This window comes from Stenotrophomonas sp. TWI1151, assembly GCF_039673135.1.
Classification (GTDB): Bacteria; Pseudomonadota; Gammaproteobacteria; order Xanthomonadales; family Xanthomonadaceae; genus Stenotrophomonas.
Map to the genome: position 1 here is coordinate 589,264 of NZ_JBDJLA010000001.1, position 19,522 is coordinate 608,785.

Annotated in this window: 23 protein-coding genes; 7 read left to right on the forward strand and 16 right to left on the reverse strand. The window is 67.2% G+C overall.

The features are described 5' to 3' along the window. Positions 1–3 precede the first annotated feature (3 nt). Positions 4–324 (reverse strand): multidrug efflux SMR transporter, encoded by a 321-nt coding sequence (locus ABE422_RS02530; RefSeq protein ID WP_313218506.1) that lies wholly within the window; start codon positions 322–324, stop codon positions 4–6. After that, positions 321–692 (reverse strand): multidrug efflux SMR transporter, encoded by a 372-nt coding sequence (locus ABE422_RS02535; protein WP_313211963.1) that lies wholly within the window; start codon positions 690–692, stop codon positions 321–323. Before ABE422_RS02535 ends, ABE422_RS02530 begins: the two co-directional genes overlap by 4 nt. Positions 693–801: 109 nt before the next feature. On the opposite strand from ABE422_RS02535, the gene ABE422_RS02540 reads away from it, so the two are divergent. Then, positions 802–1,668 carry a LysR family transcriptional regulator gene (locus tag ABE422_RS02540; RefSeq protein ID WP_346482393.1) on the forward strand — a complete coding sequence of 289 codons (867 nt, stop codon included), beginning with the start codon at positions 802–804 and terminating at the stop codon, positions 1,666–1,668. Here ABE422_RS02540 and ABE422_RS02545 read toward each other — a convergent pair. The 3 genes from ABE422_RS02545 to ABE422_RS02555 all read right to left on the reverse strand — a co-directional run bounded on the left by ABE422_RS02545 (position 1,641) and on the right by ABE422_RS02555 (position 3,831). Next, entirely contained in the window at positions 1,641–2,567 is a 927-nt protein-coding gene (locus ABE422_RS02545) for a M14 family metallocarboxypeptidase (RefSeq protein WP_313211965.1), read from the reverse strand. The two genes, ABE422_RS02540 and ABE422_RS02545, sit on opposite strands and share 28 nt — an antisense overlap. 64 nt (positions 2,568–2,631) lie before the next feature. Beyond that, on the reverse strand, positions 2,632–3,288 hold the full coding sequence (locus tag ABE422_RS02550; protein WP_346482394.1) for an SDR family oxidoreductase: 657 nt from the start codon (positions 3,286–3,288) through the stop codon (positions 2,632–2,634). Positions 3,289–3,366: 78 nt separating this feature from the next. After that, a complete protein-coding gene (locus ABE422_RS02555) occupies positions 3,367–3,831 on the reverse strand; it encodes a cupin domain-containing protein (protein WP_313211968.1) in 465 nt (154 codons plus the stop codon). A 201-nt stretch (positions 3,832–4,032) separates the two neighbouring features. Here ABE422_RS02555 and ABE422_RS02560 point away from each other — a divergent pair, with 201 nt between their 5' ends. Further along, on the forward strand, positions 4,033–4,926 hold the full coding sequence (locus tag ABE422_RS02560; protein ID WP_346482538.1) for a LysR family transcriptional regulator: 894 nt from the start codon (positions 4,033–4,035) through the stop codon (positions 4,924–4,926). 115 nt (positions 4,927–5,041) lie between these two features. On the opposite strand, the gene ABE422_RS02565 is transcribed toward ABE422_RS02560, so the two are convergent. Together ABE422_RS02565 and ABE422_RS02570 are read right to left on the reverse strand one after the other, a co-directional pair. Beyond that, positions 5,042–6,019 (reverse strand): zinc-binding dehydrogenase, encoded by a 978-nt coding sequence (locus ABE422_RS02565; RefSeq protein WP_346482395.1) that lies wholly within the window; start codon positions 6,017–6,019, stop codon positions 5,042–5,044. Between the two features lie 52 nt (positions 6,020–6,071). Next, positions 6,072–6,842, reverse strand: coding sequence for a hypothetical protein (locus ABE422_RS02570; protein ID WP_346482396.1), 771 nt, complete (start codon positions 6,840–6,842; stop codon positions 6,072–6,074). A 185-nt stretch (positions 6,843–7,027) separates the two neighbouring features. Between ABE422_RS02570 and ABE422_RS02575 the strand changes: the two genes are divergently transcribed. Together ABE422_RS02575 and ABE422_RS02580 are read left to right on the forward strand one after the other, a co-directional pair. Continuing rightward, positions 7,028–8,299: an Nramp family divalent metal transporter gene (locus ABE422_RS02575; RefSeq protein WP_313218519.1), complete on the forward strand. Its 1,272-nt coding sequence runs from the start codon at positions 7,028–7,030 to the stop codon at positions 8,297–8,299. An 85-nt stretch (positions 8,300–8,384) separates the two neighbouring features. Next, entirely contained in the window at positions 8,385–9,218 is an 834-nt protein-coding gene (locus ABE422_RS02580; RefSeq protein WP_346482397.1) for a class I SAM-dependent methyltransferase, read from the forward strand. A gap of 88 nt (positions 9,219–9,306) precedes the next feature. Here ABE422_RS02580 and ABE422_RS02585 read toward each other — a convergent pair whose 3' ends face one another. From ABE422_RS02585 to cyoA, 7 genes are read right to left on the reverse strand one after another with little or no spacing between them, the layout of a single operon-like run. Further along, positions 9,307–10,752 carry an MFS transporter gene (locus tag ABE422_RS02585; RefSeq protein WP_346482398.1) on the reverse strand — a complete coding sequence of 482 codons (1,446 nt, stop codon included), beginning with the start codon at positions 10,750–10,752 and terminating at the stop codon, positions 9,307–9,309. Between the two features lie 37 nt (positions 10,753–10,789). After that, positions 10,790–11,359, reverse strand: a complete 570-nt coding sequence (locus ABE422_RS02590) for an SCO family protein (RefSeq protein ID WP_313211978.1) — start codon at positions 11,357–11,359, stop codon at positions 10,790–10,792. Continuing rightward, positions 11,356–11,838: a copper chaperone PCu(A)C gene (locus tag ABE422_RS02595; protein WP_346482399.1), complete on the reverse strand. Its 483-nt coding sequence runs from the start codon at positions 11,836–11,838 to the stop codon at positions 11,356–11,358. Before ABE422_RS02595 ends, ABE422_RS02590 begins: the two co-directional genes overlap by 4 nt. Then, a complete protein-coding gene (gene cyoD / locus ABE422_RS02600; RefSeq protein ID WP_346482400.1) occupies positions 11,835–12,188 on the reverse strand; it encodes a cytochrome o ubiquinol oxidase subunit IV in 354 nt (117 codons plus the stop codon). Before cyoD ends, ABE422_RS02595 begins: the two co-directional genes overlap by 4 nt. Beyond that, positions 12,185–12,823 (reverse strand): cytochrome o ubiquinol oxidase subunit III, encoded by a 639-nt coding sequence (cyoC, locus tag ABE422_RS02605; protein ID WP_313211984.1) that lies wholly within the window; start codon positions 12,821–12,823, stop codon positions 12,185–12,187. Before cyoC ends, cyoD begins: the two co-directional genes overlap by 4 nt. After that, complete coding sequence (cyoB, locus tag ABE422_RS02610; RefSeq protein WP_346482401.1) at positions 12,820–14,799, reverse strand: cytochrome o ubiquinol oxidase subunit I; 1,980 nt, start codon at positions 14,797–14,799, stop codon at positions 12,820–12,822. The genes cyoC and cyoB overlap by 4 nt, the downstream gene beginning before the upstream one ends. Positions 14,800–14,801: 2 nt before the next feature. Further along, positions 14,802–15,776, reverse strand: coding sequence for a ubiquinol oxidase subunit II (gene cyoA / locus ABE422_RS02615; protein WP_346482402.1), 975 nt, complete (start codon positions 15,774–15,776; stop codon positions 14,802–14,804). A 190-nt stretch (positions 15,777–15,966) separates the two neighbouring features. On the opposite strand from cyoA, the gene ABE422_RS02620 reads away from it, so the two are divergent. Next, the gene (locus ABE422_RS02620) at positions 15,967–17,331 is read left to right on the forward strand and encodes a PLP-dependent aminotransferase family protein (protein WP_346480903.1); all 1,365 of its coding nucleotides are present in this window, start codon (positions 15,967–15,969) and stop codon (positions 17,329–17,331) included. Positions 17,332–17,350: 19 nt separating this feature from the next. Here the strand turns inward: ABE422_RS02620 and ABE422_RS02625 are convergent, their stop codons facing one another. Beyond that, entirely contained in the window at positions 17,351–17,620 is a 270-nt protein-coding gene (locus ABE422_RS02625) for a hypothetical protein (RefSeq protein ID WP_083298829.1), read from the reverse strand. A gap of 173 nt (positions 17,621–17,793) precedes the next feature. Here ABE422_RS02625 and ABE422_RS02630 point away from each other — a divergent pair, with 173 nt between their 5' ends. Then, a complete protein-coding gene (locus ABE422_RS02630) occupies positions 17,794–18,393 on the forward strand; it encodes a TetR/AcrR family transcriptional regulator (protein WP_346466743.1) in 600 nt (199 codons plus the stop codon). Between the two features lie 95 nt (positions 18,394–18,488). Beyond that, the gene (locus ABE422_RS02635) at positions 18,489–19,181 is read left to right on the forward strand and encodes a type 1 glutamine amidotransferase domain-containing protein (protein WP_346482403.1); all 693 of its coding nucleotides are present in this window, start codon (positions 18,489–18,491) and stop codon (positions 19,179–19,181) included. Between the two features lie 114 nt (positions 19,182–19,295). On the opposite strand, the gene ABE422_RS02640 is transcribed toward ABE422_RS02635, so the two are convergent. After that, positions 19,296–19,490: a heavy-metal-associated domain-containing protein gene (locus ABE422_RS02640; protein WP_346482404.1), complete on the reverse strand. Its 195-nt coding sequence runs from the start codon at positions 19,488–19,490 to the stop codon at positions 19,296–19,298. Between the last annotated feature and the right edge of the window lie 32 nt (positions 19,491–19,522).

The following is a 19,522-nucleotide window of genomic DNA, read 5'->3' on the forward strand; positions in this document are numbered from 1 at the left end:
GGATCAATGGCTCGACAGCACCACCACCGCACCGGTGACCAGCGCGATCCCGACCCAGCCGATCGGGCGCAGCCGGTTGCCGAACAGCATGCGCCCGCAGAGGGCCGTGCCGATCACGCCGATGGCACCCCACATCGCATAGGCCGTGGCCAGATCCATGGTTTTGACCGCCTGACCGAGCAGCGCGAAGGCGATCCAGACCAGCACGATCGCGGCAAAACCCCAGGCCGGCTTACGGAAGCCATCGGATTTGGCCACCATCATGTTTGCCGCGATATCGATCAGTGCCGAGCACAGCACGAAAAGGAAGGCAGTGAGGTTCATGGCGTGTGCGCCTCGCCGAGGGTGACGCAGACGATGCCGACCGCCGCCATCACCAGTCCGATCATCTGCTGCACGGACAGACTGTCCTTGAACACGAACATGCCGACCAGCGTCAGCAGCGTCAGGCCCAGGCCCTCCCACACGGCGTAGGCCACGCCCACCGCGATACCGCGCACGGACAGCGCCAGGAAGTAGTACGAAATGGCCAGCGCCACGGCCATTACCACATAGCCCAGATAGCCCCCATGACGGGCGGCATCGGCCATGAACGAGGTGCCGACCACTTCGGCGACGATCGCCACGGTCAGGCAGGCCCAGGCGATCAGACCGCCACGGGCACGGGGTTGCGAATGCACCTGTGTGTGCATGGAAAGCTCCTTGATTGCGGCCGCGGGATGACACCCGGGCGACGCGCCCATTATCATCGCCATTTCCGTCAGACCAAAGATGGAATCCATCGATAAAGGCGATACATCAATGCGCTACGGCCCCGAATCCCTGCACGCCTTCGTGGAAGCGGCTGCGCTAGGCTCGTTCTCCGCCGCCGCGCGCCGCCTGAAAAAGACCCAGTCGACCATCAGCACCGCGATCGCCACGCTCGAGGCCGACCTGGGCCTCACGCTGTTCGAGCGCAGCGGCCGCTACCCGGTCCTGACCGAGGACGGCCGCAAGGTGCTCGGCCATGCACAGGAAATCCTCGCGGCCGCCGACCGTTTGGAGCAGCTCAGCATCCGCTTGGCGGATGAGGTCGAGCCGCGCCTGAGCCTGGTGTTCTCGGACATTTACCAGCTCAACCCGGACCAGCACCTGCTGCGCCGGTTCGAGCAGCGTTTTCCGGATATCGAACTGGAGTGGCTGGATGCCGAAGGCAGTGACGTGCTGGACGTGGTGCAGCGTGGGCGTGCCCATCTCGGGCTGATGCCGCATCAGCCGGCCTACCCGTCCGAACTGGCGGTGCGCGCCCTGCCCCTGCGCGCAGAGATGGCGGTGTTTGTTGCCGCCGGTCATCCGCTGGCCGCGCTGCACGCGCCGGACGAATCCCACCTGGCCAGCCACCGGCAGATCTGCCTGAGTGGCGATGCGGCGCGCGAGGGCCACGCACGCGGGCGCACGTGGTCGGCCTCGGACTATCTGATGGTGCTGGAGATGGCCGAGGATGGCTTCGGCTGGGCAGCGTTGCCGCGCGCACTGGTGGCGCGCTATGGCCGGGGCATGCTGGTGGAGCTGCCCCTGCCCGGCTGGCCGCGGCTGGTCTCCACCGATGCGGTATGGCACAAAGGCGCGCCGCTGGGGCCAGCGGCGCTGTGGTTGCTGGATCAGTTCCTGGGGGCGGCCAACGCGTAATCGATCGCCGCGCAGATTGCCGCCACCTGGGCGTCATTGCACTGCTGCGGTGTGGCACGCGGGCTGTCCGGATACACCTCGGTAGTGGTGGTGTACCGGGCACCACTGACGCTGGCGCACAGGCCCAGTTTTTCCAGCGGGTACTCGATCACCCCCGGGGCGACCACCGGGGAACCGATGATCTCGCCCTTGTCGTCGGCCGGGGCGATATGGGTCACCCGCTCGACGGCCGCATTGACGGCGGTCTGGAAGGCCGGCTGCGGGTTTTCGGTGTCATCGACCAGGTAGAAACCATCCGGGATCAGGCCGGGCTCGAACGGCTTGCCGTCGCGCGCGGCCAACGCCGGGCGGAACTCGGTTTCATCGGTGTCCGTGGTTTCGTGCAGGTCGATATGCATCACAATGCTGCCGCGCAGGGGCGCGACCAGTGCGATCAGCGCAGCCGATTCGGCCGCCGGGCTGTTGGCCATGAACGAACGGTTCGGATCGATCGCCTCGGCGTTCCAGCGCTGGATGCGCTCGTAGCCCCACGGGCTGACGCAGGGCACGACCAGCAGATTGGCGCGCCCGGCGTATTCGGCCGCGCGGGTCTGCAGGAACTGCAACGCGCCCTGCACGCCGCTGGTTTCGTAACCGTGGATGCCGCCGGTGACCAGCATCGTCGGCAGTGCGGGGTTCCAGTCGCGGCTGCGCACGGCAAACAGCGGGTATTGGTCCGGGGCGTACTCGAGCGTGCCGTACCGGGTCACGTCGAAGCTGCCGCGCAGCGCCTCGACGGCCGGCAACACGTCATCGGCATAGCGGCGCTGCGGCACCTGACGAGCGCGCCACTGCGCCTTCTCCGCTGCGCCCCAGGGCTGGCCGGGGGTGCCGATGGGATAGAAGGGGGCGTTGGTCATGGCGTGCTCGTCTGTGCTGCGGGTGGAAACGTGATTTTACCATCGCCGCACACGGCGGCCCGAGTTACGCCCGGGCAAGCTGCGCGATCGCCTCATCGGCAGGCCGGTCGCCTTCAGTCAACTCGATGATCGTGCGCCGCACCTGCGGATGCTCCACCAGCGCCACCAGCGTGGCGGCCACATCGGCGCGCGGGATATCACCATAGGCAATCGCCGGGCCCGCCGTGACGCGGCCGGTGCCCGGCGCATCGCTCAAGGTGCCGGGGCGCAGGATCACCCAATCCAGATCAGTCGCGGCCAGATACACATCGGCGCGCTTCTTGACCGTCATGTAATTCTCGAAGCCCTCGCCCATGCCTTTGTTGCGGCCGGCTTCCGGGAATGCCGAGACCAGCAGGAAGCGGCGCACGCCCGCCTGCCGCGCCGCATCCACCGCAAGCTCCAAGCCGCGGCCATCGATGGCGTTAGTGACCTCGATACCGGCACCACCCGCACCGGCGGTGAAAACAACCGCGTCACTGCCGCGCATCTGGCCGGCCAGCGTGTTCACGTCGGTGACGGTGAGATCGCCGGTGACCGGCGTTGCGCCCAGGTCGCTCAGTTCAGTGCCCTGCTCGGCGCGGCGATGCAGCGCCAGCACGCGATGTTGCTTGTCGGCCAACTGCTTGACCAGGGGACGGCCGACCTTGCCGGCCGCGCCGACGATGAAAACGGTACTCAAGACGGTTCTCCTGTTTCAATCGGCCTGTGAGGGTACGCAGGTGGATGTGACACAGCCGTCCCCATCGCGGGGCGTGGTTCAGTTGCCGCTGTACTGCGCGTCGCTGACCTGCTCCAGCCACGTCACCGGTGAGCCATCGACCGCTTCGGCGATCGCGATATGGGTCATTGCGGTGGCAGCTTTCGCACCATGCCAATGTTTGACGCCCGGCGGAATCCAGACGATGTCGCCCGGACGGATCTCACGCGCGGGTTTGCCCCATTCCTGCACGCTGCCGATGCCTGCGGTGACGATCAGGGTCTGGCCCAGCGGATGGGTGTGCCAGGCGGTGCGTGCGCCGGGCTCGAAGGTGACCGTGGCCCCACTGACGCGCGCCGGCGCATCGGTCTGGAACGGTGCATCGATGCGCACCCGCCCGGTGAAGTACTCGGCCGGGCCGGCGGCCGAAGGGGCAGTACCGGCAGTGGTGATGCGGATGGGCGCGGTCTCGGCGGGTACGGTGGCCACCATGGAAAGCGACAGTGCTGCGGTGAACAGGTCCATGAAGCGATCTCCTGTGGGGAGCAGCGGTTCGCACCGCCGGGAGGGTCACTGTAGGCGCGCACCCACGTGGGTACTAGCCATCGCGATCGGCATGCAGCCATGACCGCAGCTCATCAATCGCAAAGCGAAGCTCCTTGAGCTCATCAGTCGGCAGCGCGCATCATGGACGCGCATGACTGCCATGCGCCCTTGGCCCTGCCCATGGCCCGCGAGAATTTCAACGACCTGCACGTGTTCGTCACCGTCGCGCGCGAGCGCAGCTTTACCCGTGCGGCCGCGCAGTTGGGTGTCTCACAATCCGCACTCAGCCACACGGTGCGCGGGCTGGAAGAGCGCCTCGGCGTGCGCCTGCTGACCCGCACCACGCGCAGCGTCTCGATGACCGAGGCCGGCGAGCGGCTGTACGAGACCGTCGCCCCGCGCATGCAGGAGATCGAGGCCGAGGTCGCCGCGATCAGCGAGTACCGTGACCGGCCCGCTGGCACGATCCGCATCACCACGGCCGAGCATGCCGCCAACACGATCGTCTGGCCCCGGCTGTCCGCCGTGCTGCCCGCCTACCCCGATCTGCATGTGGAACTGACCATCGACTATGGCCTGGCCGACATCGTCGCCCAGCGCTACGACATCGGCATCCGTCTCGGCGGCCGCGTGGCCAAGGACATGATCGCGGTGCCGATCAGCCCGCCGCTGCGCATGGCCATCGTGGCCAGCCCCGCCTACTTCGCCACGCATGCCGCGCCGCAGCTGCCGGCCGACCTGGCCGCGCACAACTGCATCGGCCTGCGCCTGCCAACCCATGGCGGGCTGATGGTGTGGGACCTGGAAAAGAACGGCGAAGAAGTAAACGTGCGCGTGGATGGTCAATGGACCTTCAACGGCAGCAGTGCGATCCATCGCGCGGCGCTGGCCGGTGCGGGCCTGGCCTATCTGCCCGAGGACATGGTGCGCGATGACATCGCCGCGGGTACCCTGCGGCGTGTCATGGAGGACTGGTGCGACCCGTTCGACGGGTACTACGCCTACTACCCCAGCCGCCGGCAATCCTCGGGCGCGATGAAGGTCGTGATCGAAGCACTGCGCGCAGACCGGTAGAGCCGACCGTTGGTCGGCTGGCGCAGCGCCCGAACCCCCGGAGCGCCGCCGGTTGGTGGGGTGGCGGGGCGCCCTATCACGCGCAGCCGCCCACCGGTCGGCTCTACCGTGCACCTCAGGGGTGCAGCAGCACCTTGCCATTGCGGCCCGGTTCCAGGCTGGCCTTGGCGGCATCGGCCACCTCATCCAGCCCGAACACGCCGTCCACCGGCAGGCTCAATCCACCGCGCGCGGCCAGCTGCAGCAGTTCGCCAACAAGGCGACGCTTGTCATCCGGCGCCATCGCCTGGCTGACCTTGCTGCCCCAGAAGCCCTTCACCGTGGCCTGCTTGAAGATCACATCGCCCGAGCTGAGCTGCATCGGCTCGCCAGTCATGGAGCCAAAGGAGACCAGTGTGCCGCCATCGCCCAACAGCGTCATCAGCTCGCTGCTGGCGCGACCGCCCACCGAATCCACGGCGGCCGCAATCGAGGCCTTGCCTACCTTTGCCTGCACCTGGGCCATCCAGTCCGACTGCGCGGTGGAGATGGTGTGGTCGATGCCGAGCTCGGCCATCTCGGCCACACCGGCATCGCGCCGCACCAGGTTGATGCAGTGCACCCCACGCGCCTTGGCCAGCATCGCCAACGCCTTGCCGACCGCACCATTGGCGGCGTTCTGGAGGATCCACTGGCCTTCCTGCACCTGCAGGAATTCCAGCAGCATCAGCGCACTCAGCGGCATGGCGATCAGCTGCGCGGCCGTGTTGTCATCGATGCTGTCCGGCATGGGGATGACCATGCGCGCCGGCGCGATGAAGGACTCGGCCCAGGTGCCATGCACCGAGGCAGCGCTGACCCGCTGGCCGATCTTGAGGCCCTCGACGCCTTCGCCCAGCGCATCGATCACGCCGGTGCCTTCGCTGCCGCCGACTGCGGGCAGCTCGGGCTTGTAGCCATACTGGCCGCGCACCGTCCACAGGTCGTGGTTGTGGATCGGCGCCAGCACGGTGCGGATCCGCACCTCACCGGCCGCGGGGGTCGGCTGCGGCACGTCGCCGCCGTGGAGGACCTGGGTCGGGTCACCGAAGGTGGTGTGGACGGCAGCGCGCATCAGCAGCGCTCCTTCATCACGATGTTCATGGGGGTGTCTCCTGCAGAAAGAATCAACGGCGATGACGGTGGGCGGCGGCGATCGCGCGCGGCTGGCGGTACGCGCGTACGCGCAGCCACACGGTCTGGATCACCACGATGATGATCAGCACCAGGGCCAGGGTGGCGATGTTGGCCGCGCCCGGCAGCTCCCAGCCGGACTGCTTGACGTACATCCCGGCCAGCGCCCAGATGACGGCGGCTGGATAGGCGAAGTGCCCGCGCAGCAGCTGGTTGACCACCAGCACCAGCAGCGTGGCCAGGACCAGCAGCACCAGGCTCCAGCCGAGCATGTTGTCGGTCGGCAGCCAGCGGTAGGCGACGATCACCTGGGCGGTATTGAGGTAGGCCGCCAACGACAGCCAGCCGGCGTGCAGCCCCAGTGGGTACGCCGCCCAGGCACGTTGCCCGCCCGGGGCGGTGATCGGTGAGGCGCGGTAGGCGGCCACGATCAGGCAGATCAGGGCCGCCCAGATGATCGCCAGCGCCGGCAGGAACCACTGGTTGGAGAACACCGGCATCCAGGCGGCGGTCAGCGCAAAGCCCGCCGCGGCCCACGGGCGAACCCCGGTGATGTCCGGTTTGCGCAGGCGCAGCTGCCAGAACCCGAACAGCACATCCCACAGGAAGATCACGCCCCAGATCGCGAAGGCGTACCCGGCCGCGACCAGCAACGTGGGGTACTGGTCGGAGACTGCACCGTTGGTCGGGCCGAACATGCCGGTCTGTGAGAGCCACGCCACCACGGGCATGGCCAATGCGGCCAACAACACGATCCAACGCATGCATCCACTCCAGCTGAAAAGAGCGGTGACGATACGCGGTTCAGGGTTAAGGCGCTGGGATGCCTCAGATTGCAAAGCCTTACTAATATAGCCTCTGCTATATTGCGCCCGTGGACAGTCGCCGCCGCCCCGAGAGCTCCCCCGCCTGGCCTTCGTCGGCCGGGCATACGCCCAGCCTGGGCGAGATGAACGCCAGCGTCGCGGTGCCTACGGGCGGCCACTGGTGGTTCCGCCTGCTGGCGTTCCTCGGCCCGGGCTACATGATCTCGGTCGGCTACATGGACCCGGGCAACTGGGCCACCGATATCGCCGGTGGCGCGCAGTTCGGCTACCTGCTGCTCTCGGTGATCCTGCTCTCCAACCTGATGGCGATCGTGCTGCAGGGGCTGTCGGCGCGGCTGGGGATCGCAACCGGGCGGGATCTGGCGCAGGCCTGCCGCGACCACTACTCACGCCCGGTGAACCTCGGCCTGTGGCTGTTGTGCGAGATCGCGATCATTGCCTGCGACCTGGCTGAGGTGATCGGCACCGCGATCGCCTTGAAGCTGTTGTTCGGCATCCCCTTGCTGGCTGGCGCGATCATCACCGCGGTGGACGTGGTGCTGGTGCTGCTGCTGATGAACCGCGGCTTCCGCGCGCTGGAGGCCTTCGTGATCGCGCTGCTGCTGGTGATCTTCGGCTGCTTTGCGATCCAGATGGTCATCGCCGCGCCACCGCTGCAGGCGGTGCTGGCCGGGTTCATTCCGCACGCGCAGGTGGTGACCGACCCCAAGGCGCTGTACCTGGCGATCGGCATCATCGGTGCCACCGTGATGCCGCACAATCTGTACCTGCATTCCTCCATCGTGCAGACCCGGGCCTACCCGCGCACCGATGCCGGGCGCCGCAGTGCACTGCGCTGGGCGGTGACGGACAGCACCATTGCGTTGATGCTGGCACTGTTCATCAACGCCTCGATCCTGATCCTGGCCGCCGCGGTGTTCCATGCGCAGGGCCGTACTGACGTGCAGGAGATCGAACAGGCGTACGAGCTGCTGGCGCCGATGCTCGGCGTCGGGCTGGCCTCGACCCTGTTCGCGGTCGCCCTGCTCGCCTCGGGCATCAACTCCACCGTGACGGCGACGCTGGCCGGCCAGATCGTGATGGAAGGTTTCCTGCGCCTGCGGATCGCCCCGTGGGCACGGCGCCTGATCACCCGCGGCATTGCGATCGTGCCGGTGGTGGTGGTGACCGCGATCTATGGGGAGCAAGGCACCGCACGGTTGCTGGTGCTGAGCCAGGTACTGCTCTCGATGCAGCTGCCGTTCGCGGTGGTGCCGCTGGTCCGGTTCGTCTCGGACAAGGCCAAGATGGGCGCGCTGGTGGCGCCACGCTGGCTCATCGTGCTGTCCTGGCTGATCGGCGGCCTGATCATCGTGTTGAACGTGAAGCTGCTGGTGGACGTGTGGCGGGGCTGAGGCCTACGCGCTTGACCTCAACGATGGTTGAGGTGGCACAGTGCAGCCTCCTCATCCCACTGGCAATGCCAGATCGAGCCCTGTAATGACCGACACCTCGCAGCACGCGTTATGGAATGGCCCGGCCGGTGAGGCATGGGTGGAAGCGCAGCGCATTCTCGATCAGATGTTCGCGCCGCTGGCCACTCACCTGCTCGATGCCATCGCGCCGGGCACCGATGCGCAGGTGCTGGATGTGGGCTGCGGGACTGGGGCGGTGGCGCTGGCCATTGCCGGACGGCTGGGTCCGGAGGCACACGTGATCGGGGTCGACCTCTCCGCCCCGATGATCGCCTTGGCGCGTGAGCGCGCGCAGCGAGCCGGGCTGGCAGTGGACTTCATCGTCGCCGACGCGCAGCAGCATGCGTTCGCGCCCGGACGTCTGGACCGGATCGTGTCGCGCTTCGGCGTGATGTTCTTCGATGACCCGGTGCAGGCCTTCGGTCAGTTGCAGCGCGCCGCCAGACGCGGCGGCGTGCTGCAGGCGCTGGCCTGGCGCGGGCCGGACGAGAACGCGTTCATGACCACCGCCGAGCGCGCGGCGGCACCCTGGCTGCAGTTGCCGCCGCGTCAATCCGGGGCACCGGGTCAGTTCGCGTTTGCCGACCAGGTCCGGGTCGAGCAGATCCTGAGCGACGGCGGCTGGGAGGATATCGAGCTGCTGCCGCTGGATGTCGTGTGCCGCATCGACCGTGCGGATCTGGCGACGTACGTCTCGCTGCTCGGACCGGTCGGGAGCGCGCTGCGAAACGGCGACCTTGCCGCGGACGTCCGAACGCACGTGCTCGACGCGGTGCTGCATGCCTTCGAGCCGTTCGTCGACGGCGATTCGGTGACATTCACTGCCGCCTGCTGGGACGTGCGCGCCCGCGCGTGGTGACCGCCGGCCGGATCCACGCCATGCGCGGACGCCACCTTCGGACTGTCTAGCGCCTGGCCATCAGCGTGCTGGTCAGCAGCATCGCCACCTATGCCATGGCCGCCGCGGTCACGAATGCATACGCCGCGCCATCGCCATAGGCTTGGCGCGCCACCAGTGTCAGGGTGTCGTGTGCAGCCCCGGACACGGACAGCTCGCCGGCCACCACGCGCTCGATCAGCGCCGGCGACCCTGCCTGCCCGGCCTCGGTCAGCGCCCCGCGGGCGGCGTCACGGACGTGGCTGGACAACACCGCGCCCAGCGTGGCGAACCCGATCAGGATGCCGGAGAAGCGCGCGGTGGTGCTGATGCCGGAGGCCATCCCGGCGCGGTCCGGCGGAATCACGCTCATGATCGCCTTCTGTGTTTCGCCGTTGAGCAGGCCACCGCCACTGCCGAGCACCGCCATCGCCAGCAGCAGGCCGAGATCGCTGTGTTGCCACAACGCCACCGCGATGCCCAGGTTGCCGATCACGGCAACGCCCAGGCCCAGCGCCAGGATCCGCCCGGAGGCCCACCGCGTCCCCAGGCGGCGCCCCACTAACGGAAGCAGCAGCATCGCCAGCGCGAACGGCAGCATGTGCACGCCGGCCTGCAGCACGCTGTCGCCGTGGGCGTTCTGCAGCAGCAACGGCAGCAGCGAGGCCATCACCTGTACGCAGGCGGCGTAGGCGAACATCGCCAGCACCGCACCGACCAGTGCCGGCGCGCGGAACAGGCGCAGATCCAGCATGGGCTGGGCGCGGCGCTGCTCGACCACGATGAAGCCTGCGCCCAACGCGGTGCCGGCCAGCAGCCATGGCAGCACCGCGGCACTGCCCCAGCCCTCCACCGGGCCACGGATCAGCGCCCAGGTCCAGCACAGCATGCTGCCGGCGAACAGCAGCACGCCCGGCACGTCGATGCGGCGGCTGACCGGATCGCGCGACTCCGGCACGAAAGCCCAGCTCAGGCCCGCCAGCAGCAGGCACAGCGGAAGATTGATATGGAAGGCCCAGCGCCAACCCCACCAGGTCGCGATGGCGCCCCCGATCAGCGGGGCGAGCACCATGGTCAGGCCCATGATCGCGCCCCAGATTGCCCAGGCACGCGCACGCGAGGGCGCGCTCTGGTGCGCATGCCCGATCAACGACAGCGCCGGTGCCAGCATGAACGCGGCCGCAGCACCCTGCCCGGCCCGTGCCAGAGACAAGGCCATCGCGGTGCCGGCGATGCCGCACGCCACCGAGGTCAGCGCGAACAGGCTCAAGCCGACCAGGAACAGACGGCGACGCCCGATCCGATCGGCCAGGGTGCCGGCGGGCAGCAGCAGCGAGGCGAAGCACAGCACGTAGGCACTGACCACCCATTCGATGTCTGCGAACGAGGCCGACAGATCGCGGGCGAGGGTCGGCAGCACCACACCGACCACGTTGGTATCGAGCACGGTGAGCGCGCAGCCGGCCGAGCCGAGCAGCAGGACGGCATCCGCGCGGTGCGCGCCGGCACGGCTCATGGCAGCGCAATCCCCCGGGGTGTGGCGGCCCACCGGCTCACCCTTCGGCCGCCGCCAGCCGCACGCGAAGCTTCTCCACGATAGCCTGCTCGCTCATCGCATAGCCGTACACATCCTGCAGCTGCCCGTCAGCGCCGAGCAGGAACCAGGAGGCGGTGTGCTCGAACGTGGCCGCGTCACCCTCGCCGACGCGCCGATAACTCACGCCCAGGCTCTCGGCGATGGCGCGGGTACCGGCCTCGTCACCGGCCAGGCCCAGGAACGTGGTATCGAAGGCCGCCAGATATTCGCGCAGGTGCGCCGGCGTATCGCGCTGCGGGTCGACCGTCACGAAGACGACCTGCAGGTGCTCTGCCGCCGGGCCCAGCAGCCGCTTGATCTGAACCGCTTTGACCAGGCTCAGCGGGCACACTTCGGGGCAATGGGTGAAGCCGAAGAACAGCAGGGTCGGCGTGCCCTGCAGATCGCGGATGGCAAGCGTACGCCCGTCGCTGCTCGCAAGCTTGACCGCCCCGAGTGCCGCCTGGCCCATCACCGGCGCCTGGCCGTCGGCGCAGCCGGCCAGCAGTCCCAGTGTAAGCAGGCCCGCGGCCGCCCAGCGCGTCACTTCACCGCCCCGTGCGGCACCAGGCCATCGCGCACACTGAAGTCCACCACCTGCGCTGCGCTGCGGGCAAACTGCAGCGTCACCCGTACCGTCTGGCCGGCCGACAACGGCCGCTTCGGCTTCAGCAGCATCAGGTGGACCCCCCCGGGCTGCAGCGCCAACGTCTGGCCGCCAGGCAACGCCAGGCCATCGGGCAGCGCCTGCATGCGCATCACTTCCCCGTCCATGCGCATGGCATGGATCTGCACCTCGGCAAACGCCGAGGACGCGGCCGACAGCAGCCGGTCCTCGCCGCCGCCGTTATGCAGCTGCACATACCCGGCGGCCACGTTCGCCGCCGGCGGTGGCAGGCGCACCCACGGATCGCTGACCGACACCGTTGCCGCGGTGTGGGCCTGCGCGGCCGCAGCCACCACCGGCATCACGGAACACGTCAACAGCAGCGCGGCAGCCAGGACACCCGAGCGTGACCCGCTCATGGCGTGCCCGACGTCTGCATCGGCATCATGTTGAGGTTGGCGTTGTGCATCACCCACAGCGAGCCGGCCACCACGATGGCGATCAGGAACGCGGTGCACAGGAAGATGCCGGTGTTCTCGCGCTGGCTGCGCCCTGCCCCGATATGCAGGAACAGCACCAGCTGGGCGACCAGCTGCACCACGCACAGCACCACGATGGCGGTCAGGCGCAGCGGCTGCGGCACCAGATCGGTCATGACCACGCCGAACGAGGCACCGGTGAGCACCAGGCACAGCAGCAGGCCGAGGAGGTAGCCCTTCAGGGTGGCGTGGCCGCCACCGTGATCGGCATCAGGCGCGTTCGCGCTCATACAAACTCCCTCAGGTAGACGAAGGTGAACACACAGATCCAGATCAGATCCAGGAAATGCCAGAACAGGCTCAGGCAGGCCAGGCGGCGACGCACGATGCCGTCCAGGCCGAACTTCAGCACCTGGTGGATCATGATCGCCAGCCACAGCAGGCCGAAGGTGACGTGCAGGCCGTGGGTGGCCACCAGCGTGAAGTACGCCGACAGATACGCACTCACGTCCGGGGTGGCGCCTTCATGGATCAGCTCGGCGAACTCATACAGCTCCATGCCGATGAAGACCGCACCGAGCACGCCGGTCACGGCCAGCCAGCCCACCACCTGGTTGCGCTTGCCGGCCTGCATGCCGAGCATCGCCAGGCCGAAGGTGAAGCTGCTGAGTAGCAGCACCACCGTTTCGGAGAGCACGAAGCCCAGCTTGAACAGCTCCTTGCCGCTGGGGCCATCGGCCGTGCCGTTGAGCAGCACGCCGAACGTGGCGAACAGCACCGCGAAGATCAGGCAGTCGCCCATCAGGTACATCCAGAACCCGACGACGGTCTTGTTGCCGTCGTCGTGGTGCTCATGGGCGTGGTCGTGGTGACCGGCCGTGAGCTGCCCGTGCTGCGTGGCAGCGGTCAGGGTATCGCCGCTCATGCCTTGGCTCCTTCCATCTGCGCGAAGTGCGCGTCTTCGATGCGCTTCACCTCCGCGGCGGGCACGTAGTAGTCCACATCACGGTCATACGAGCGCAGCACGAAAGTCGCGATCACCCCGATCAGGCCGATGCCGGCCAGCACCCACATGTGCCAGACCAGGGCGAAGCACAGCACCAGGCTGAACACCGAGATCACCACACCCGACGCGGTATTGCGCGGCATGTGGATGTCTTCGTAGGTGTCCTGGCGCTGCCAGGCACGGCCGTGCTGCTTGTCGTCCCAATGCTGCTCCAGCGAGGTGATCGCCGGCAGCTTGGCGAAGTTGTAGAACGGCGGTGGCGAAGACGTGGCCCACTCCAGGCTGCGCGCATTCCACGGGTCGCCGGTGAGATCCATGTTGGCCTTGCGGTCACGCACGCTGACATAGAACTGGATGAACATCGCGGCGATACCGGCGGCGATCACCAGCGCACCGATGGCGGCCACGATCAGCCACGGCTGGTAGCCCTCCACGCCGTAGTGGTTCATGCGCCGGGTCATGCCCTTGAAACCGAGCACGTACAGCGGCATGAAGGCCAGGTAGAAGCCGACCAGCCAGCACCAGAACGAAATCTTGCCCCAGCGCTCGTTGAGGGTGAAGCCGAACGCCTTCGGGAACCAGAAGCTGATGCCCGCCAGGCAGCCGAACACCACGCCGCCGATGATCACGTTATGGAAGTGCGCGATCAGGAACAGGCTGTTGTGCAGCACGAAATCCGCGCCCGGGATCGCCAGCATCACGCCGGTCATGCCGCCCAGCGCGAAGGTGACCATGAAGCCGATGGTCCACAACGTCGACGAGTGGTAGCGGATCCGGCCGCGGTACATGGTGAACAGCCAGTTGAACAGCTTCACCCCGGTGGGGATCGAGATGATGGAGGTCATGATGCCGAAGAAGGCATTGACGTTCGCACCCGAGCCCATGGTGAAGAAGTGGTGCAGCCACACGAAGAACGACAGGATGCCGATCGACGAGGTCGCATAGACCATCGAGCGGTAGCCGAACAGCGGCTTGCCCGAGAATGTGGCGATGATCTCCGAGAACGCGCCGAAGCACGGCAGGATCAGCACGTAGACTTCCGGGTGGCCCCAGATCCAGATCAGGTTGACGTACATCATGGCGTTGCCGCCGGCGTCATTGGTGAAGAAATGCATCCCGAAATAGCGATCCATGGTCAGCAGCGCCAGGGTCGCGGTCAGCACCGGGAAGATCGCCACGATCAGGATGTTGGTGATCAATGCGGTCCAGGTGAACACCGGCATCTTCATCAGGTCCATGCCCGGCGCACGCATCTTGAGGATGGTGACGATGAAGTTCAGGCCGGTCAGCGTGGTGCCGATGCCCGAGACCTGCAATGACCAGATGTAGTAGTCAACGCCCACCGTGGGGCTGTACTCGATGCCGGACAGCGGCGGATACGCCACCCAGCCGGTCGCGGCGAAATCGCCGACGAACATCGACAGCATCACCAGCACCGCACCCACGGCAGACAGCCAGAAGCTGAGCGAGTTGACGAACGGGAAGGCCACGTCGCGCGCGCCGATCTGCAGCGGCACCACGATGTTCATCAGACCCACGATCAGCGGGGTGGCCACGAAGAAGATCATGATCACGCCATGCGCGGTGAAGATCTGGTCGTAGTGCTCCGGCGGCAGGTAGCCGGCACTGTCATTGGCGGCGATGGCCTGCTGGGCACGCATCATCAGCGCATCGGCGAAGCCGCGCACCAGCATGACCAGGGCCAGGATGATGTACATCACGCCAATCTTCTTGTGGTCCACCGAGGTGATCCACTCAGTCCAGAAATAGCCCCACTTTTTGTAATACGTGATGGCCGCGACGATCGCCACGCCCAGCAGCAGCGAGCCCACCAGCGCCGACATGATGATCGGGTCGTGGTAGGGAATCGCTTCGAGGTTCAACTTTCCAAGCACAATCAGTTCTCCGCGGTACGGCTGGCAGACGCGGCCAGGCTTACGAGTTGGGATTTCGCGCCGGGTTCTTCGCCGGGCAGGCAGATCTCGTCATCGGGCATGCCGCCGTAACGGCGCAGGATGCTGTCGAACAGTCCGGTATCCACGCTGGCGAAGCGCTGCATCGGCGCACCGTGGGTCGGCTTCTCCAGTTCGGCCAGGCGGGCCTGGTCCAGGTGCTGGGCGGTGCCACGCGACTGCGCCAGCCACTGGTCGAAGTCCGCCTCGGTCATCACCCGCGCATCGAACGTCATGTCCGAGAAGCCCGAGCCGCTGTAGGCCGATGACATCCCGGCATAGGTGCCCGGCGTGTGCCCGATCAGGTGCAGGCGGGTCTGCATCGCGGGCATGGTGTAGACCATGCTGCCCAGTTGCGGCACGAAGAAGGCATTCATCATCGACTCGGAGGTCAGCTTGAAGGCGACCGGCGTATCGACCGGCATCACCAGTTCATTGACCGTGGCCACGTTGTGGTCCGGGTAGATGAACAACCATTTCCAGTTGAGCGAGACCACTTCCACGCGCAGTGCGGGCGTGTCCGACTTGATCGGGCGGTAGGGATCCAGCGCGTGGGTGCTCTTCCAGATCAACACGCCGAGCACCACCACGATCAGGCACGGAATCGTCCACACCACCACTTCGATCGCGGTGGAGTGCGACCACGTGGGGGCGTAGGTCGCCTTCTTGTTCGACTCGCGGTAGTGCCACGCGAAGTACAGCGTCAGGATGATCACCGGGATCACCACCAGCAGCATCAGGCCGGTGCAGACCAGGATCAGCTGCATTTCCTGCTCGGCGATGCTGCCCATGGGGTTGAACAGCTCCAGGTTCTTGCAGCCTGTGAGCAGCGGCAGCAGCGCTGCCAGGCCGAACCAGCGTCCGGCGCGGGCTCGACCGGCCAGCGTGGCGCGGCGAGCGGAGTGTGTAGCGGGGTTCATGCGTGACGGCCCTTCCAACGCAGTGCCGGGCCGGGCGGCCCGGATCATGAAAAGTGGCGAACACCCCCCTGCATGACCGATATGCATGGGGGGTGCCCGCCGCAGCCGCGTACGTTAGGCAACGACATGATCCATACATGATGCGACACACTGTCGCAGCCGCACTCCCGGCCGCGCGTACCATGCGCGCATGGAATGGAGCCCTCTCATCGCCGATGGCCACGGGCCGGTGTACCTGCGCATCGTGCAGGCCCTGGAACGTGCGGTGTGGTCCGGTGCGTTACGTCCCGGCCAGCGCCTGCCCGCACAGCGCGCGCTGGCCACCGAGCTGAAGGTGGACCTCACCACCATCACCCGTGCCTTCACCGAGGCACGCAAGCGCGGGTTGATCGATGCCCGTGGCCCGCTGGGGTCGTTCGTCGCGCCGCCGCAGGTGGAACTCACCCAGCTGGTGGACCTGAGCATGAACCTGCCGCCCAGCCCCGGCGGCGGCCAGGTCGCCGACGTGTTGCGGCGTGGCCTGTCGTCCGTGCTCACCCGCAGTGATGCGGACAATCTGATGACGTATCACGTGGGCGGTGGCAGCCGCGCCGATCACCGGGCGGCCCAGCACTGGCTCAAACCGATCCTCGGCAAGGTCGATGCCGATACGCTGGTCGTCACGGAAGGCGCGCAGGCGGCGCTGTCTGCCCTGCTGCTGGCGTTGACCGACGCCGGCGACACGATCCTGTGCGAGCCCCTGGTCTACCCGGGACTGCTGCACGCCGCGCGGGTGCTGGAGCGACGGCTGCACGTGGTCGAGTGCGACGCGCACGGCATGCGTCCAGACGCGCTGGCCCGTATCGCGAAAGAACGCGGCGCGCGCGTGGTCTACCTCAACCCGACCGCACAGAACCCCACCGCCCATACGATGCCGCAGGCACGCCGCGAGGCACTGGCCGAGGTGATCCGCGCGCAGCACCTGCTGCTGATCGAAGACGACCCCTACTGGCTGCTGCTGGAGGACGCCCCTGCCCCGCTCGCGCTGCTGGCACCGCAGCAGGCCTGCTACATCTCCACGCTCTCCAAGTGCCTCAGTCCGGGATTGCACACCGGTTTCGTGCGCCTGCCCGACGGCATGGACCGGCAACCGGTGCTCGATGCCCTGCGCGCGGTCAACCTGATGGCACCACCACTGATGAACGCCCTGGTGACGCAGCTGATCCTGGATGGCTCCGCGCAGGCCATGCTGAAACTGGTGCAGGACGAAGCGGCCGAACGACGCTATCTGGCGCGGTCGGCGTTGTCGCCGCGGTTCCTGCAGCATTGCGCGGGCGTGCACGCCTGGTGCCGTCTTCCCGCGCACTGGACCGATGCCAGCCTCACCCACGCCGCGCGCCTGCAGGGGCTGGGCATCGCACCGTCATCGGCGTTCACGCCCGACGGGGTGGCGATCAACGATGCGGTGCGGATCTCATTGGGCGCGGCCGCCAACCGGCAGGAACTGCACCGTGCGCTGCGCCAGCTGGATCAGCTGATGCATGTGGCGGCGGAAAGCCCCGGCTGGACGGTGTGACGCCCGCCTTTCGGCACGCTCAGCCGGAAACGGCTTTGGCCTGCTTCCAGACGGCTTCAAACTGACTGGCAGTGATGGCGTCATCCGAATCCAGATCCAGCCAGGACAGCGGCTGATCGGACAGCGGGAAGCGCTCATCGGCCTGCCCGGATTTGTCCGCCCAGACCAGCACGCTGCGGTAGCTTTCCACCTGCCGCACGATCACATCGCCCTGCGCCTCGAGGTAGATCGTGCCGTTGCCGATCTCGGATTCTGCGGGGTGTTTGTAGTGCTTGCGGGGCGTGCTCATGGCGGGGCGATATCTGGCAATGAAAATGGGGCCGGGGAATATACCTTGATCCGCCCCCTTCCCGTCGGCAATCGCCGCCCGGGGACGGGGTAGTGCCGGCCGCTGGCCGGCTTCCCGTGGACCACGCAAGCAGGCACTAGACGACCGGTCTAATCAGGCGTACAGTGGCGTCCATGAACTCGCCCACCACCCCCTCCACCGTCCGCGACACGATCCTGGCCAGCGGCCAGCGGATCATGGGCGCCAAGGGCTTCTCCGCCGTCGGCCTCAATGAAGTGCTCGCGGCGGCGGGCGTCCCCAAAGGCTCGTTCTACCACTACTTCGCCTCGAAGGAAGCCTTCGGCGAGGCATTGCTGGAGGACTACTTCAGCGCCTATCTCGCCGATATGGACCGCATCTTCCGCCAGCCGGGCCAGACCAAGGCCGAGCAACTGGCCGCGTACTTCCGCGCCTGGCAGGACAGCCAGTCCTTCGAGGACTGCCAGGGCAAGTGCCTGGCCGTAAAGCTTGGTGCCGAAGTGGCGGACCTCTCCGAACCCATGCGGGCCGCACTCCAGCGTGGCACCACGGGGATCACCGATCGGCTGGCGCGTGCCATTGCAGCGGGCCTGGCCGACGGATCGGTGGCGACCCGGGAGCCACCCGAGGCGGTCGCCCGAAGCGTGTATCAGCTGTGGCTGGGGACCAGCATCATGGTCAAGATCGCCCGCACCACCGGCCCGTTCGACGACGCCGTTGCGTTGACCGCCCGCCTTCTGCATACCGGCCCCTGACAAAGGCATGTCTCACGCACGCCGGCATCGGCGTGTTTTTCTCGGCCCCATCACTAGACGACCAGTCTAATCAAGCACCCACAGGAGCATCATCCATGAAAGTCCTCATCGTTCTGACCTCGCACGACGAACTCGGCACCACCGGCAAGAAGACCGGCTTCTGGCTGGAAGAGCTGGCTGCGCCTTACTACACCTTCAAGGATGCGGGCGCCGAGATCGTGCTGGCCTCGCCCAAGGGGGGGCGGCCGCCGCTGGATCCCAAAAGCAACGAGCCGGACTTCAAGACCGACGCCACCCGCCGCTTCGAGGCAGACGTGGATGCCAACGCGCAGCTGGCCAACACCGTGCGCCTGGACAGCATTTCGCAGGACGGGTTCGATACCGTGTTCTATCCCGGCGGCCACGGCCCGCTGTGGGACCTCGCCGAAGACACCCACTCCATCGCGCTGATCGAAGCCTTCATCGCCGCCGGCAAGCCGGTCGCGCTGGTCTGCCATGCGCCGGGCGTGCTGCGTCACGTCAAGACGGCCGAGGGTGCCCCACTGGTGCAGGGCAAGAAGGTCACAGGCTTCACCAACACCGAAGAAGAGGGCGTCGGCCTGACCGAGGTGGTGCCCTTCCTGGTCGAGGACATGCTCAAGGCCGCGGGCGGTTCCTACTCCAAGGGGCCGGACTGGGGCTCGTATGTCGTCAGCGATGGCTTGCTGATCACCGGCCAGAATCCGGCCTCGTCGGCCGAAGCGGCTGAAGTGCTGGTGGAGCGACTCGCGTCCGCCACCAAGGCCTGAGCCGCCGCGACGGCATCGGATGTCACGGTGCCCCACGCCGCCAGGGACGGCAGCAGCGGCAGAAGATGTTTCATGCACATGCGTTGTCCTCCGGGATGGCGTGGGACCGCCCGCTCATGACGTGGCAGGGAATCCAGCATCGGCCAGCGCGGCCAGGAAGGCGGCCCGCTCGCGGTCGCTCTCCACACGTACTTCGCGCGAGGGCGGATCGGTCTCGATGCGTGCGTGCGGATCGACGCCCTGCAGGGCCTTGGTGACGGAGCGGGCGCAGCCGCCGCAGGTCATGGTGGGAAGGGTGAAACGATGCATCGGGCGACCTCGCCGTGGTGGGTATGTGCCCA

Bases quoted from the DNA above. Each gene is read 5' to 3' on its own strand.
- ABE422_RS02535 (WP_313211963.1), bottom strand. From the start codon at position 692: ATGCACACACAGGTGCATTCGCAACCCCGTGCCCGTGGCGGTCTGATC.
- ABE422_RS02640 (WP_346482404.1), bottom strand. From the start codon at position 19,490: ATGCATCGTTTCACCCTTCCCACCATGACCTGCGGCGGCTGCGCCCGC.
- cyoD (WP_346482400.1), bottom strand. From the start codon at position 12,188: ATGAGCGCGAACGCGCCTGATGCCGATCACGGTGGCGGCCACGCCACC.
- ABE422_RS02545 (WP_313211965.1), bottom strand. From the start codon at position 2,567: ATGACCAACGCCCCCTTCTATCCCATCGGCACCCCCGGCCAGCCCTGG.
- ABE422_RS02580 (WP_346482397.1), top strand. From the start codon at position 8,385: ATGACCGACACCTCGCAGCACGCGTTATGGAATGGCCCGGCCGGTGAG.
- cyoC (WP_313211984.1), bottom strand. From the start codon at position 12,823: ATGAGCGGCGATACCCTGACCGCTGCCACGCAGCACGGGCAGCTCACG.
- cyoA (WP_346482402.1), bottom strand. From the start codon at position 15,776: ATGAACCCCGCTACACACTCCGCTCGCCGCGCCACGCTGGCCGGTCGA.
- ABE422_RS02565 (WP_346482395.1), bottom strand. From the start codon at position 6,019: ATGCGCGCTGCCGTCCACACCACCTTCGGTGACCCGACCCAGGTCCTC.
- ABE422_RS02620 (WP_346480903.1), top strand. From the start codon at position 15,967: ATGGAATGGAGCCCTCTCATCGCCGATGGCCACGGGCCGGTGTACCTG.
- ABE422_RS02555 (WP_313211968.1), bottom strand. From the start codon at position 3,831: ATGGACCTGTTCACCGCAGCACTGTCGCTTTCCATGGTGGCCACCGTA.
- ABE422_RS02595 (WP_346482399.1), bottom strand. From the start codon at position 11,838: ATGAGCGGGTCACGCTCGGGTGTCCTGGCTGCCGCGCTGCTGTTGACG.
- ABE422_RS02540 (WP_346482393.1), top strand. From the start codon at position 802: ATGCGCTACGGCCCCGAATCCCTGCACGCCTTCGTGGAAGCGGCTGCG.
- ABE422_RS02530 (WP_313218506.1), bottom strand. From the start codon at position 324: ATGAACCTCACTGCCTTCCTTTTCGTGCTGTGCTCGGCACTGATCGAT.
- ABE422_RS02570 (WP_346482396.1), bottom strand. From the start codon at position 6,842: ATGCGTTGGATCGTGTTGTTGGCCGCATTGGCCATGCCCGTGGTGGCG.
- ABE422_RS02560 (WP_346482538.1), top strand. From the start codon at position 4,033: ATGGCCCGCGAGAATTTCAACGACCTGCACGTGTTCGTCACCGTCGCG.
- ABE422_RS02635 (WP_346482403.1), top strand. From the start codon at position 18,489: ATGAAAGTCCTCATCGTTCTGACCTCGCACGACGAACTCGGCACCACC.
- ABE422_RS02630 (WP_346466743.1), top strand. From the start codon at position 17,794: ATGAACTCGCCCACCACCCCCTCCACCGTCCGCGACACGATCCTGGCC.
- ABE422_RS02625 (WP_083298829.1), bottom strand. From the start codon at position 17,620: ATGAGCACGCCCCGCAAGCACTACAAACACCCCGCAGAATCCGAGATC.
- ABE422_RS02575 (WP_313218519.1), top strand. From the start codon at position 7,028: ATGAACGCCAGCGTCGCGGTGCCTACGGGCGGCCACTGGTGGTTCCGC.
- ABE422_RS02585 (WP_346482398.1), bottom strand. From the start codon at position 10,752: ATGAGCCGTGCCGGCGCGCACCGCGCGGATGCCGTCCTGCTGCTCGGC.